The sequence below is a fragment of the Micromonospora sicca genome (assembly GCF_003172935.1).
GTDB classification, from domain to species: domain Bacteria; phylum Actinomycetota; class Actinomycetes; order Mycobacteriales; family Micromonosporaceae; genus Micromonospora; species Micromonospora sicca.
In genome coordinates this window covers 1-13,406 of sequence record NZ_QGKS01000251.1, presented here as the reverse complement: position 1 = coordinate 13,406, position 13,406 = coordinate 1, and the positions used below count along the sequence as shown (strand labels likewise).

Sequence of the window (13,406 nt, the reverse complement as noted above, 5' to 3'; positions counted from 1 at the left end):
TCTCCTGAAGTCTCATGTCCGCCCGCCACCGGTCGACGCCCGGTCCGCGGCCTCCGGCGATGACGCCTGCTCCGCCCGCTCACGCTCCTGTCGCCGCCGGTCCCGTCGGCGGTCCAGGAGGGCCGCGAGCAGCAGCGACCCCGCGGCCGCCGCCCGGCCCCACCGCCGCAGGGCGACGCGGACCGGACCGGGCGGCGGGGCCGGGGGCGGTCCGGGCACCACGACCCGGTCCACCCCGGGGTACGCGAGCCGGGCCGCCGAGGCTGCCTCCTCCTCCGACCGCACCGCCCGGCTACCGGGGAACACGACCTGCCGGTCCTCGTCCCGGTAGCGCCACCGCCACAGGTCGCCCTCCGGCCACAGCTCGATCCGCTCTCCCGGCCGGTCCCGGGCGGGCGTCTCCGACTCACCGGAATCGGCTTCGGGCGGCCGGACCGAGCGGTGTGCGGCCCGGCGCAGGTCCGCCCGGGTGAGCTCGCCGACACCGGCGGCGTCGCCGCGCCGCAGCGCCCGCGCGACCAGGAACGCGACCAGCCCGGCGAGCAACGGCAGGACGAACACCAGCACCCGGAACAGCGACAGCAGGTCGTAGACGGGCACCCGGATCAGCCGGGCGATGATGTCGTCCCCCGCGGCGACCGTCAGCACCGCGTAGAAGGTCAGCGCGCCGACCCCGACGCCGAGGCGGACCGGGTGGTCGCGGGGCCGGTCGAGCAGGTGGTGCTGCCGGCGGTCCCCGGTCCGGAGCCGCTCGGCGAACGGCCAGGCGTACAGGGCGAGGAAGGTCACCCCGCCGAGCACCACGCCGGGGAAGAACGCGGCCGGCACCAGGTGCCCGGCGATCCGGAACTCCCAGGACGGGAAGAGGCGCAGGGCGCCGTCGCCCCAGGCGACGTACCAGTCGGGCTGCGCGGGTGAGGTGGCCTGGGCCGGTTCGAACGGGCCGTAGAGCCAGACCGGGTTGATCTGGACCAGGCCGCCGAGGGCGAACAGCACCGCCAGCAGCCAGGCGAAGAGGGCGAGCGAGCGCAGCGTGTAGCTCGGCCACAGCCGGGAGCCGACCAGGTTGTGTTCGGTGCGCCCCGGTCCGGGGAACTGGCTGTGCTTCTGCCGCACCAGGATGCCCAGGTGCAGTGAGATCAGGGCGACCAGGACCGCCGGCACGAGCAGGACGTGGGTGACGAACATCCGGGGGATCATCGCGTCGGAGGGGAACTCCCCACCCAGGGCCAGGGCGGCCAGCCACGCCCCGACCAGGGGGATCGACTGCACCACCGAGGTGAGGATCCGCAGGCCCACGCCGGAGAGCAGGTCGTCCGGCAGGGAGTAGCCGGTGAACCCGTTGGCCAGGGCGAGGGTCAGCATGGTCACGCCGATCAGAAAGTTGAGCTCGCGGGGTTTGCGGAACGCCCCGGTGAAGAAGATCCGGGCCAGGTGCAGGACGATCGCCGCGACGAAGACCAGCGCCGCCCAGTGGTGGGTCTGCCGGATCAGCAGGCCGGCCCGGACGTCCCAGCTCAGCCGCACGGTGGAGGCGTACGCGGCGGACGTGGTGCGGCCCTCCAGGGGCGCGTACTCGCCGTGGTAGACCCGGTCCGCGTTGCTGGCGTCGAAGAAGAAGGTGAGGTAGACGCCGGTGAGGAGCAGCGCCACGAACGAGTAGAGCGCGAGCTCGCCCAGCATGAACGACCAGTGGTCGGGGAAGACCTTCGCCATCGCCCGGCGGGCGATCGGGGAGAGCCGCAGCCGGTCGTCCAGCGCCCGGGCCAGCCGGTCGGTGATCACGGCGAGTCCCAGAAGCCGGCGCCGGGCGGGGCGGTGAAGTCGCCGGTGGCGTGGAGGAACCCGTCCGGGCCTTCCTCGATCGGCAGGCCGGGCAGCGCCCGGGCCGCCGGGCCGGCCACCGGCCGGGCGCCCGCCAGCAGGTCGAACGAGGACTGGTGGCAGGGACAGAGCACGCGTGCGGTGCCCTTGAGGTAGGTGCGGACCGGACAGCCGGCGTGCGTGCAGAGCAGCGACCAGACGACGAGACCGTCGAGGTGGCCGCCGGCGGGCGGCCGGGAGAAGCGTCGGGGTTCGAGGCGTACCGCGAAGGCGGGAGCGTCCCCGGTGTCGACGTGGCCCTCGGGGAAGACCGCGACCATGCTGTCGGCGGGCACGTCCTGCGGCCGCACCGGCCGTCCGGCGGCGTCGACCAGCCGTACGCCGGGCCCCCACGGGGTGTCCTTGAGCGCCCGCTCCGGCCGGGCCCGGTCGAACGGCAGCAGGGAGCGCAGCGGGAACAGCGCCGCGGCGCCGAGCGCGGTTAGCGCCAGCCCGAGCGCGGCGAGCAGGCCGCGCCGGCGGACCGGACTGTCCGGCGCGGTCAGCTCGGCGGCGGTCATCGCCTGCTCTGTCGGAGGTGGCGTGAAGCCCTCGTGTTCCTCGACGTACCCGCCGACCGGCACGAGCCGTCGCGCCCAGACGGCCAGGCCCACGGCCAGCCCGGCGAAGGCCACCGCGAGGCAGGCGCCCTCCCACCGGGTGTTGCCGCCCTGGGCGTACGTCACCGCGAAGCCCACCGCCCCGGCGGCGCTGGCGCCGAACGCGGCGACGATCCGGCGGCTCGCCGCCCGCTCGGTCGCCGACGGACCCCGGGCGCTCACTCTCCCGCCCTCCGGCCCAGCCACCGGGCGGCGGCCACCAGCAGACCCAGCGCGGCCAGCCAGGCGACCAGACCCTCGGCGAGCGGGCCCAGCCGGCCGAGCGGGTTGCCGCCCCGGTCCAGCCGCTCGCCGCGCAACCGCTGCACGTAGGCGGCCAGGTCGTCGACCTGCCGGTCGTCGAGCACCTGGCTGGGGAAGACCGGCATCAGGCCGGGACCGACCCGGACCGCCTCCGCCACCTGCACTGGGGTGCTGTCGTACAGGGGCGGCGCGGTCCAGCCGTTGGTCAGCGCGGCGCCCGCGCCGGTCGCCCCGTGGCAGGGTGCACAGTTGGCGGCGAAGATCTCCCGGCCGGAGCCCAGGTGGCCCGGCGCGACCCGGGGAATCCGCGGCCCCCCGCCGCCGAAGCTGGCGACGTGGTCGACCAGCGCCGAGATGTCCGCGGCCGAGAACACCGGTTCCCCGCGGCGTGCCTGCTGCACCTCGCGCGAGACCGGCATCCGTCCGGTCGAGAGCTGGAAGTCCACCGAGGCGGGGCCGACGCCGACCAGGGACGGCCCCCGCTGGGCACCCTGTCCCCGCTCGCCGTGGCAGCTCGCGCAGTGCTCCAGGTAGAGCTGGGTGCCGCGGTCGCCGGCGGCCGGCGCGGCGGCGGCCGGGGGCGCCGAGGCCGCCGGTGACCGTGCGGGGACAAGGGCCACCGGTCCCGCGGCGAGCACCAGCGCCGCGCCCACCGCGAGGGCCCGGCGCGGATGCAGCAAGGGCCGGACCGTCGCCGCTCGTGGTCGCCGCATCGGTCAGTCCAGGGTGTACAGGTAGGCGGCGATGTCCTGCGCGTCGATGGCGGTGACACCCAGCTTCGGCATGGCGGTGCCCGGCTCGACCGCCTGCGGGTCGGCGATCCACCGGCGCAGGTTGTCGGCGTTGTTGGGCAGCTGACCGGCGATGTACGAGCGGGCGCCGAACCGGGTCAGCGGCGGCCCGACCAGGCCGTCGGCGCGGCTGACGCCGGGGATGGTGTGGCACGACCCGCAGCCGTACTGGGCGATCAGCTCCGCGCCCCGGTCCGGCCGTCCCTCACGCACCTCGGGCGGCGGTGGTGGCGCCGCCGAGGCGCATCCGGTGACCGCGGCGACCGACAGCACCGTCAGCGCCACCCCGAACGCCCAGCTCCGAGCGGGCAGCTTCATCGCACCATCCCTTCCGTTCCAGGCCCGGTCGCCACCGGGCCGCCGCCGCGGCGCACCGGGCCACCGATCAGGGCGTCGGGCCGGTCGCGGTCCATGCGCAGCAGCCAGCGCAGGAACACGGTCAGCGCCACGACCAGCACGACCAGGTCCATCGGCGCCCACATCAGCAGGCCGGCCAGCTGCTGGTCGGCCAGCGGATCGGCGCCGAACATCCGGTCGGGATAGACCGGGGCCGGGGCGAAGGTGAGCACCGCACCGAGCGCCGAGGCCGGCAACATGGCGCCGGCCAGCAGCAGCACCGTCACCGGGGCGGGCGCGCGGTGGCGCGGCGGGCCCACCACCGGCACCCAGAACAGCCAGGCCGCCGCCAGCAGGGCGAGGTGCTCGGCGGCGTGCACGGCGGGCCGGTCCACCGCGGCGGCGTACGGCCCCGGCAGGTGCCAGAACCACAGCACCACGGTCTGTCCGCCCCCGGCCAGCAGGGCGTACGCGGCGGGGCGGCGCAACCGGCGCACGGCCGGCGCCACCCGCCATCGGACCAGCAGCCGGCGCAGCGGCGCCGGGGCGGCCAGGCTCAGCGGCAGCCCCGCCGCGCCGGCCGCCAGCAGCGGCCCCGCCACCAGCAGGAGCAGCATGTGCTGCGCCATGTGCCCGGCGAACGAGGACTCGGCCAGCTCGTGCACCGGACCCTGGTCGGCGGCGAGCACCGTCAGCACCCCGACGCCGAACGCGGCGACCCGCCAGCCGGGCACGACCCGCCCGACGCCGCGCCGGGCCCACAGCTCGTGGACGCCCCGCCCGTAGCCGGCCACCAGCAGGCAGAGCGTGACCACCGCGAGCATGGTCAGCAGGCCCTCGGCCACCGGATCCTGACCGGGCTGGTGGGCCCGGTACGCGGTCAGCCCTGACATGGCGGCAGCACCAGCACGGCGACCCCGCCGAGCACGATGATGGCCAGGAACAGGAGGTTGGACCAGACGCCGACCACGGCGAGCATCCGGGACCGGCCGAACGCCCGGTCGTCCTCGCCGGCCCGCCGGGTCCGCCGCCACACCAGCGCGGCGACCAGCAGCGACCCCACGGTGAACAGGGCCGGGATCACCACCGCGAGCCCGACCGCCTGCCAGAGCGGTACGGCGGCGACGCGCTCGGAGCCGGCGGCGCAGGCGAGCTCGTCCAGGCCCCAGGCGGCGAACACGTGCACCCCCCAGGCCACCGCGCCGCCGAGCACGCCGTACCAGAGCAGCAGCCCGCCGGTCAGGCGCGCGTGCGGACCGGGTCGGGTGGTCATCACAGCCGCGGGGAAAGGTAGATGGTGAACAGGATGGCAACCCAGACCAGGTCCACGAAGTGCCAGTACATCGCGGCGTTGCGAACCCGTTCGTGCCGGTGGGAGCCGAAGCTGCCGCCGCGCAGGGAGGCGGCCAACAGCCAGCCGATCATGGTCAGCCCGACCATGACGTGCAGCCCGTGGAAGCCGGTGATCAGGTAGAACAGCGAGCCGTACGCGTCGGTGGTCATGGTGAACTGAGTCAGCTTCTCGGCGTACTCGCTGGCCTGCAGGGCCAGGAAGGTCACCCCGAGCACCATGGTGGCGGCCAGCCCGGACTGCAGTCGCCAGCGCTGGCCCTGTCGGATGCCCCGCTCCGCCCACACCACCGGCAGGCTGCTGGGCACCAGCACCGCGGTCATCACCAGGGGCGTGAGCAGCTTCGGGGCCTCGATGCCGGCGGGCGGCCACGTCGGGCCGTACTGGAAGCGGAGGTAGAAGTAGCTGCCGAGCAGGCAGGCGAAGAGGGTGGCCTCGGTCGCCACGAACATCACCATGCCCCACCAGCCGGCGGACCGGCCGACCGGCAGTTCGGTGCTCAGCGCCTCGGCGCCGGTGGCCGCCGCGACGACCCCACCACGGTCGCTCACCCGGTCACCCCCAGTTCCTCGTCGGGGCGGCGGGGCGGCCAGAGCCAGACCGCGATGGTCGCGACCACCGCCAGGGCGGCGACCGCCGCCGCCGGGTACCAGGCGAGGAGCATCGAGGTGAAGAAGATCAGCAGCGCGCCGGCCAGCACGAGTGGCTTAAGGGTGGACTCCGGCATCTGCACCGCCCGTTCGGGGTGCGCGTCGAGCTCGCTGGTGACCAGGGTGCGCCGCCCGTCGCTGAGGATGCGGTCCGCGGTGGCGCCGGCGCCCAGGGACTCGGCGGTCCGCTCGTCCCACGCGGGGTGCAGGCTGTGCACGCGGGGCAGGGCCGGGAAGTTGTACGGCTCGGGCGGCGAGGCGGTGGACCACTCCAGGCTGTCGCCCTCCCACGGGTCCGGCGGCGCCGGCCGGCCGCGACGGACCGCGTGCACCACGCCGACGAGCACGAGCAGCAGTCCGACGGCGAGCAGGTACGACCCGAGGGTGCTGACCAGGTTCCACCCATCCCAGCCGGGCTCGCTGCGGTAGGTGTAGACCCGCCGGGGCATGCCGAACAGGCCGTACAGGTGCATCGGGAAGAACGTGACGTGCATGCCGGCGAAGACCAGCCAGAAGGCCCAGCGGCCCAACCGCTCGTGGTACATCCGCCCGGTGATCTTCGGCAGCCAGTAGTAGATGCCGGCGAGCATCGGGAAGACGGCCCCGCCGATCAGCACGTAGTGGAAGTGCGCCACCACGAAGTAGGAGTCGGTGACCTGCTGGTCGAACGCGGTCACCGCGAACATCGCGCCGGTGAACCCGCCGAGCACGAAGGTCACGACGAAGCCGATGACGAACAGCAGCGGCACCCGCAGGACGAGCCGGCCCAGCAGCATGGTGGCCAGCCAGGCGAAGATCTGGATGCCCGACGGGATGGTGATGATCGTGCTGGCCGCGCTGAAGAAGCTGTATGACAACTGCGGCAGCCCGGTGGCGAACATGTGGTGCACCCAGACCCCGAACGAGATGATCGAGATCGACACGATGGACAGCACGATCAGCGGGTAGCCGACCACGCCGCGCCGGGTGAACGCGGGCAGCACGGCGGAGACGATGCCCAGCGCGGGCATGACGATGATGTAGACGTCGGGGTGCCCGAAGATCCAGAAGAGGTGCTGCCAGAGCAGCACGTTTCCGCCCGCGGACGGGTCGAAGAAGTGGGTGCCGAACCGGCGGTCGAGGAAGAGCATCAAATTGTCCGCGTTCAGCGCCGGCAACGCGAAGATCACCATGAACGCGGTGGCGACGATCGCCCAGACGAACAGCGGCACCCGGTTGAGCGACATCCCGGGGGCGCGCAGCTTGAGCGCGGTGACGATGAAGTTGATCGAAGCGGCGGTGGTGGAGATGCCGAGGAAGAGCAGCCCGAGCGCGTAGACGTCCATGTGCAGGCCGGGGTTGTGCTGCTCCTGGTTGAGCGGGGCGTAGGCGAACCAGCCGTTGTTGGGAGCGGCGCCGAAGGGCAGGCTGGCCCACATGAAGAGGCCGGCGAAGAGGAACACCCAGTAGCCGAAGGCGTTCAACCTCGGGAAGGCCATGTCCCGGGAGCCGATCATCAGGGGCACCAGGAAGTTGCCGAAGCCGAAGAGCATCGGGGTGGCGAACAGGAAGATCATCGCGGTGCCGTGCATGCTGAAGAGCTGGTTGTACTCCTGCGGCGACACCACGCCCGCCTCGGGCCGGGCGAGCTGGGTGCGCATCACCAGGGCGCTGAGGCCGGCGAGGACGAAGAAGAACCCGGCGGTGACCAGGTAACGCCGGCCGATCCGCTTGTGGTCGACGGTGCTGAACCAGCCCCGCAGCGAGGGGCGCTCGGCCCAGTGTTCCGCCAGCCGCGCCAGGTCCTGCGCGCTGACGCCGGGCGGCGGTGTGGTGGTCGTGGACATCGCTTCTCCTCCCCGACCTACTCCAGCGACCGCAGGTACGCGATGAGGTCGGGCAGTTCCGCGGCATCGACCGGCTGTGGGGGCATCGCGTTGCCCGGCTTGACCGTCTGGGCGTTGGCGATCCATCCGCCCAGGTGGCCGGCGTCGTTGGGCACCGCGCCGGCGCCGAGGCTCCACCGGGAGCCCACGTTCGACAGGTCCGGCCCGACCCGGCCCGCGGCGCCGGTGCCCCGTACCGCGTGGCAGGCGGCGCAGGTGCCCTGCACGAAGGCCTGCCGGCCGCGCCGCTCGGCGTCGGTCCGCGGCTCCCGGGCCGGGGCGTCGAGCCGGGCCAGCCAGGCGTCGAAGTCGGTGCGTGGTTGCGCCACCACCAGGAAGGCCATGTGGGCGTGCTGGGTGCCGCAGTACTCGGCGCACTGGCCCCGGTAGCTGCCGGGCCGCTCCGCGCGCAGCCAGGTCTCCCGGGTTTCGCCGGCGATCAGGTCGGTCTTGGGCATGAGCTGCGGCACCCAGAAGCTGTGCAGCACGTCGTCGGTGCGCAGCCGCACCTTGACCCGCTCCCCCACCGGGATGTGGATCTCGTTGGCGGTGGCTCCCGAGGCGCCCGGGTACCGCACCTCCCACCACCACTTGTGGCCGGTCACCTCGACGGTGGGGGCGTCCGGCCCGGGACCGTCGCCCAGCGCGGCGAGGTCACGCAGGCCCACGCCGTAGACGACGACGAGGATCACGAACGGCAGGCCGGCGCCGGCGATCGTGACGAAGCGCAGCGGCTGACCGTGCCGCACCCGGGCGTTGCCCCGCCGGAACACCAGCGCCCAGGCCAGCACAGCCATGACCTCGGCGAAGACGGCCACGGAGATCCAGAAGAGCAGCCACCAGAGGCCGGCGACGCGGGTCGCCCCGGCCCCGCCGGGATTCAGGGCGGACGGTGCGTCGCCGGCGCAGCCGGCGAGCAGGAGCGGGCCGGACAGCGTGGCCAGCACCGGAAGACGGCGCGGCAGCCCACGCCGCCGGGCATCCCGGGCGGCGCCCATGGTCAGGCCCGCTGTCTTCTCCACCGGGAGGGACATTAGACGGTTCCAGATGGTTCCAATGCTTTTGCGCGATATGGGGGGTACGAGCGGTTGAGGAGCTTATGGTGAACGCGCAGCGAACCCAGCCGGCAAGCGCCCGGGCGCGGACAGGGAGATCATGCGAGCCTCCACGGTGGATCTCGTCGCGGACACCGCCAGAGCGGCCGCCGGCCGCCGGACGATGGCCTGGACCGCCGCGGGGCTCGCCACGGCGGCGACCGTGGCGGGCGGCTGGCTCGCCCCACCCGACGCGGTGCAGGGCTCGGCGCAGCGACTGATGTACCTGCACGTCCCCGCCGCCTGGGTCGGCTACGCCGCGTTCGCCGTCGTGCTCGCGGCCAGCGGCGCCTACCTCCTCGGCGGCGACCTGCGCTGGGACCGGTTCGCCCGGGCCGGCGCGGAGATCGGGGTGGTGCTGACCGCCGTCGCCATCGCCACCGGCTCCCTCTGGGGGCACCTGGTCTGGGGCACCTGGTGGGCGTGGGACCCCCGGCTGGTCAGCACCGCACTGCTGCTGCTCGCGTACGCCGGCTATCTGGCCCTGCGCCGCGCGCTCGGCGAACGGACCGACGGGCGCGACGGGGACGACCACCGGGTGGCGCGCCCGGCGGCGCTGGTCGGCATGGCGGGCTTCCTGCTCGTTCCGGTGGTGCACTTCTCCGTGGTCTGGTGGCGGTCGCTGCACCAGCAGGCGACCGTGTTCGCCCCGCAGCGCCCGCCGATCGACTCCCGGATGGCTCTCGCCCTGCTGCTCGCGGTCGCCGCCGCGACGCTCGCCGCGCTCTGCGTCCTGCTGCACCGGGTCGTCCGGCTGGAGCGCCGGCTCGCCGCCGACACCCCCCGCACGGCCGAGCGCGTCCCGGCCCGGGTCGGATGAACCGCCGCCGCACCGGCCGGACGGCCGTCGTCGTCGTGCTCCTCGCCGCCGGCGCGCTGCTGGTGACCGGCGCGCTGCGCGGCACCCTCACCTACTACCGCACCCCGGGCGAGGTGCTGCGCGACCCGGACGCGGCTCGGGACCGGGTACGCCTCGGCGGGGAGGTGGTGCCCGGGTCGCTGCGCCGCGACGGCGACCTGGTGGTGTTCCGCCTCGCCGAGGGCGGCCAGGCGATCACCGTCGAGCAGCGCGGCGGGCCGCCGGGGACCTTCCGGGAGGGCGAGGGGGCGGTCGTCGAGGGCACCCTGTCGGCGGACGGGACGTTCCGCGCCGACCACGTCGTGGTCCGACACGGCAACGAGTACCGCCCGTCCACCGCCCCGGTGGAGCCGGTCGATGCTCGGTGAGCTCGGCACGTCGAGCCTCACCGTCGGGCTGCTCTGCGCCACGCTGACCGCCCTGCTCTGGCTGCGGGTGGCCCTGTTCGGCGCGCCCACCCGACCGGCCCGACTGGCCACCGCCGCGACCCTGGCCGCCGCCGTCGTCGCCTGCGGCGTGCTGGAGGCGGCCCTGCTCCGGCACGACTTCAGCGTCCGGTTCGTGGCCGAGAACGGCGGACGCCGGGTGCCGCTGTACTACACGGTGACCAGCCTCTGGTCCGCCCTGGACGGGTCGTTGCTGCTCTGGCTGCTGGTCCTCGGCGGGTACGCGGTCCTGCTCGCCGGCCGGCGGTACCCGGCCCGGCTGCACGCGTACGCGATGGCGGTCGTCAGCGCGGTGACCGTGTTCTTCTTCGCGCTGTCCTGCTTCGCCGCGAACCCGTTCCGCGCGGTGGATCCGGTGCCCGCCGACGGTCCCGGGCCGAACCCGCTGCTGCAGCAGCACCCGGCGATGGGGGTTCATCCTCCCCTGCTCTACGCCGGCTACATCGGCCTGGTCGTGCCGTTCGCCTTCGCGCTCGCCGCGCGGCCGGCCGGGCGGGAGGGAGGCGGCTGGCTGCGGGTGGCCCGGCCCTGGGCGCTGGCCGCCTGGGCGGCGCTGACCGCCGGCATCGGGCTCGGCGCCTGGTGGTCGTACGCGGTGCTGGGCTGGGGTGGCTACTGGGCGTGGGACCCGGTGGAGAACGCCTCGCTGCTGCCCTGGCTGACCGCCACCGCGTTCCTGCACACCGCCCCGGGTCGGGGCGCCCGCCGGGCCGGGTGGAACCTGGTGCTGGCCTGCGCGAGCTTCGTGCTGGTGCTGCTCGGCACGTTCCTCACCCGGTCCGGCGCCGTGGCCAGCGTGCACGCCTTCACCGACTCGCCGCTGGGCCCCATGCTGCTCGGCTTCGTGCTGCTGGCGGTCGTCGCGTCGACGGTCCTGACCGGGTGGCGGGCCCCCGAGCCGGCGGGCCGCACCCCGTCGCCAGTGCTGTCCCGCGACACCGCCGTCCTGGTCAACGGCGTGCTCCTGGTGACCATCGCGGCGGTGGTGCTGATCGGCACGATCTTCCCGCTGCTCTCCGGCCCGCTCGGCGGCGTCCGCACCTCGGTCGGCCCGGACTACTACCAGCGCACGGCGGTGCCGCTGGCGATCGTGGTGCTGCTGGCGATGGGGGTGACGCCGGCCCTGCGGGTCCGCGACCGGGGCGCGGCGCTGCGGCGGCTCGCCGTACCGGCCGGCGTGGCGCTGGCCACGGTCGCCGTGGTGGGTCTGCTCAGCCGGCCCGGCCTGCCCGCGCTCACCGCCTTCGGCACCGCCGCGTTCGTGCTCACCGGCCTGGCCGGGGAACTGCCGGACCGGCTCCGCCGGCCCGCCCGGGGCCGGCTCGCCGGGCTCGTCGCGCACGCCGGGATCGCGTTGGTCGCGGTCGGCGTCGCCGGATCCTCGGCGTACGGCCGGGACGCCGAGCGGACCGTCCGGGCCGGCGAGAGTCTGCGGGTGGGTGACGTGAGCGTCCGCCTGGTCGGGGTGGACCGGAGGGGCGACGGCGGCGCCATGGCGGTGCACGCCCGGCTCCGGCTCTCCGGCGCCGGCGGCGCGGAGCGGACCGTCACCCCGGCGCTGCGCTACCACCCGGCCCGGGACACCGCCGTCACCGTGCCGGTGATCGAGACCGGGTTGCTCCGGGACACCTACGTCACCCTGATCGCGGTCTCCCCCGACGACGGCAGCGCGACGCTGCGGCTCGCGGTCAACCCGCTGGTCGGCCTGCTCTGGGCCGGCGGCGCGTTGACGGCCGTGGGCGGACTCGGGTCGGCGATCGGCGCGGCCCGCCCGCGGCGACGGGCCGGGACGCCCGGCGAGGAGGCCCGACCGGCGTCCGTCGGCGTCCACGCCGGAGCCGCGGGATGATCCGCGCCGCGGGCCGGCGGCCCCGCCGGGTACCCGTCTGGCCGGTGCTGGTCCTGGCCGTCACCGTCGTCGTCGGCGTGGTGGTGGCGCTCGGCCTGCGGTCGGTGCCGACGCCACCGGGCGGCGACGCCGGCACCGCCGGGCCGCCCGTGCCGGCCCCGGCACTGTCCGGCCCCACCCTGGACGGTGGCCGGTTCGACCTGGCCGACGCCCACGGCCACGTGCTGCTGGTCAACGTCTTCGCCTCCTGGTGCGGGCCGTGCCGGGACGAACTGCCGCTGCTGGTCGACGCCGGGCGGCGCTGGTCCCCGCAGGGGCTGCGGCTGGTCGGGCTGAACGTCCGCGACGGCGGCGAAGCCGTCCGCGCGCTGCTGGCCGAGACGGGCGCGACCGGGCTGACCGTGCTGCCGGACCCGGACGGCACCCGGGCGGTCGACTGGGGCGTCCGCGGCGTGCCCGAGACCTTCGTGGTGGACCGGGACGGCCGGATCGTGGACCGGCAGCGGGGTGTGGTGACCCGGCAGTGGCTGGAGCAGCGGGTGGCGCCGCTGCTGGCCGGATGAGGTGGCGCCCGGTCGCGGCGGCGCTGGTCCTCGTCGCCCTGCTCGCCGCGGCCGGCGCGGGCCTGGCCCGGTCGACCGGCGACACCGGCCGGGAGGACCCGGTCCGCTCGGTCGCCGCCGACCTGCGCTGCCCCGCGTGCCAGGGCGAGTCGGTGGCGGACTCCCGATCCCCGATCGCGGCGGCGATGCGGCAGGCGGTGGCGGACCAGGTGGCCCAGGGGCGCAGCCGCGACGAGATCCGGCGCTGGTTCGTCCAACGCTACGGCCCGGAGGTGCTGGCCGACCCGCCCACCCGCGGGGTGGAGCTGCTGCTCTGGGCCGTACCCGCGCTCACCCTGCTGGCCGCGGGCTACGCGGCCCGGCGCACGCTGTGGCCCCGGCGCGCCGATGACCTGCCGGCGGCGCGACCGGCCGCCCGGCCGGCACCCGGCGCGGCCCGGTGGGCCTGGCGGTGGTCCGCGCTGGGGCTGATCGCCGTGGTGGTGTCGGTGGCCGTCGCCGCCCGCGGCCTCGAACGGCCCGGGTCCGACCCGCCGCCGGCGGATCCGGTCGCGGTGGCGGTCGGGCTGGCACGCGACCTGGAGGCGCAGGACCGGTACGACGCCGCCGCGCAGCTGTACCGGGAGGCGCTGCGCGACCGCCCCGACGACACGATCCGGCTGCGTCTCGCCTTCGCCCTGCTCAGGGCGGGGGACGCGGCCGGGGCGGCGCAGGCCGCGCAGGAGGTGCTGGGTCACACCCCGGACTCCCCGGACGGGCTGCTCGTGCTGGGCCTCGCCCAGCGGCGTACCCGCCCCGCCGAGGCGCCGCGCACCCTGCGACGCTTCCTCACCGTCGCGCCGGAACACCCGGCCGCCCCGGAGATCACCCGGCTGC

Annotated in this window: 14 protein-coding genes; 5 read left to right on the top strand and 9 right to left on the bottom strand. The window is 75.3% G+C overall.

Features of this window, described 5'->3' with window-relative positions; translation table 11 throughout:
• Positions 1 to 12: 12 nt before the first annotated feature.
• Genes qcrB through coxB form a run of 9 tightly spaced genes read right to left on the bottom strand, consistent with a single transcriptional unit; the run spans position 13 to position 8,741 of the window.
• On the bottom strand, positions 13 to 1,785 hold the full coding sequence (gene qcrB / locus DKT69_RS18495) for a cytochrome bc1 complex cytochrome b subunit (protein ID WP_201749726.1): 1,773 nt from the start codon (positions 1,783 to 1,785) through the stop codon (positions 13 to 15).
• Positions 1,782 to 2,645, bottom strand: a complete 864-nt coding sequence (locus DKT69_RS18490; protein WP_109802781.1) for a QcrA and Rieske domain-containing protein — start codon at positions 2,643 to 2,645, stop codon at positions 1,782 to 1,784. The genes qcrB and DKT69_RS18490 overlap by 4 nt, the downstream gene beginning before the upstream one ends.
• A complete protein-coding gene (gene qcrC / locus DKT69_RS18485) occupies positions 2,642 to 3,406 on the bottom strand; it encodes a cytochrome bc1 complex diheme cytochrome c subunit (RefSeq protein ID WP_161557877.1) in 765 nt (254 codons plus the stop codon). Before qcrC ends, DKT69_RS18490 begins: the two co-directional genes overlap by 4 nt.
• Before the next feature lie 36 nt (positions 3,407 to 3,442).
• A complete protein-coding gene (locus DKT69_RS18480) occupies positions 3,443 to 3,835 on the bottom strand; it encodes a c-type cytochrome (RefSeq protein ID WP_109802779.1) in 393 nt (130 codons plus the stop codon).
• On the bottom strand, positions 3,832 to 4,746 hold the full coding sequence (locus DKT69_RS18475) for a cytochrome c oxidase assembly protein (RefSeq protein WP_109802778.1): 915 nt from the start codon (positions 4,744 to 4,746) through the stop codon (positions 3,832 to 3,834). The genes DKT69_RS18480 and DKT69_RS18475 overlap by 4 nt, the downstream gene beginning before the upstream one ends.
• Positions 4,734 to 5,126: a hypothetical protein gene (locus DKT69_RS18470; protein WP_109802777.1), complete on the bottom strand. Its 393-nt coding sequence runs from the start codon at positions 5,124 to 5,126 to the stop codon at positions 4,734 to 4,736. Before DKT69_RS18470 ends, DKT69_RS18475 begins: the two co-directional genes overlap by 13 nt.
• Entirely contained in the window at positions 5,126 to 5,755 is a 630-nt protein-coding gene (locus DKT69_RS18465; protein WP_109802776.1) for a cytochrome c oxidase subunit 3, read from the bottom strand. Before DKT69_RS18465 ends, DKT69_RS18470 begins: the two co-directional genes overlap by 1 nt.
• Positions 5,752 to 7,680 carry a cytochrome c oxidase subunit I gene (gene ctaD / locus DKT69_RS18460; RefSeq protein WP_161557876.1) on the bottom strand — a complete coding sequence of 643 codons (1,929 nt, stop codon included), beginning with the start codon at positions 7,678 to 7,680 and terminating at the stop codon, positions 5,752 to 5,754. The genes DKT69_RS18465 and ctaD overlap by 4 nt, the downstream gene beginning before the upstream one ends.
• 17 nt (positions 7,681 to 7,697) lie before the next feature.
• Complete coding sequence (gene coxB, locus DKT69_RS18455) at positions 7,698 to 8,741, bottom strand: cytochrome c oxidase subunit II (RefSeq protein ID WP_161557875.1); 1,044 nt, start codon at positions 8,739 to 8,741, stop codon at positions 7,698 to 7,700.
• 133 nt (positions 8,742 to 8,874) lie between these two features.
• Here coxB and ccsA point away from each other — a divergent pair, with 133 nt between their 5' ends.
• The 5 genes from ccsA to DKT69_RS18430 form a co-directional block, all read left to right on the top strand.
• Positions 8,875 to 9,633: a cytochrome c biogenesis protein CcsA gene (gene ccsA / locus DKT69_RS18450; RefSeq protein WP_201749725.1), complete on the top strand. Its 759-nt coding sequence runs from the start codon at positions 8,875 to 8,877 to the stop codon at positions 9,631 to 9,633.
• Positions 9,630 to 10,040, top strand: a complete 411-nt coding sequence (locus DKT69_RS18445; RefSeq protein WP_109802773.1) for a cytochrome c maturation protein CcmE — start codon at positions 9,630 to 9,632, stop codon at positions 10,038 to 10,040. The genes ccsA and DKT69_RS18445 overlap by 4 nt, the downstream gene beginning before the upstream one ends.
• Complete coding sequence (locus DKT69_RS18440) at positions 10,030 to 11,967, top strand: heme lyase CcmF/NrfE family subunit (protein WP_109802772.1); 1,938 nt, start codon at positions 10,030 to 10,032, stop codon at positions 11,965 to 11,967. Before DKT69_RS18445 ends, DKT69_RS18440 begins: the two co-directional genes overlap by 11 nt.
• Positions 11,964 to 12,530 carry a TlpA family protein disulfide reductase gene (locus tag DKT69_RS18435; protein ID WP_109802771.1) on the top strand — a complete coding sequence of 189 codons (567 nt, stop codon included), beginning with the start codon at positions 11,964 to 11,966 and terminating at the stop codon, positions 12,528 to 12,530. The genes DKT69_RS18440 and DKT69_RS18435 overlap by 4 nt, the downstream gene beginning before the upstream one ends.
• Positions 12,527 to 13,406: cytochrome c-type biogenesis protein CcmH (locus DKT69_RS18430; RefSeq protein WP_146231124.1), on the top strand; the 880-nt coding region annotated here is incomplete at its 3' end. The genes DKT69_RS18435 and DKT69_RS18430, both read left to right, overlap by 4 nt.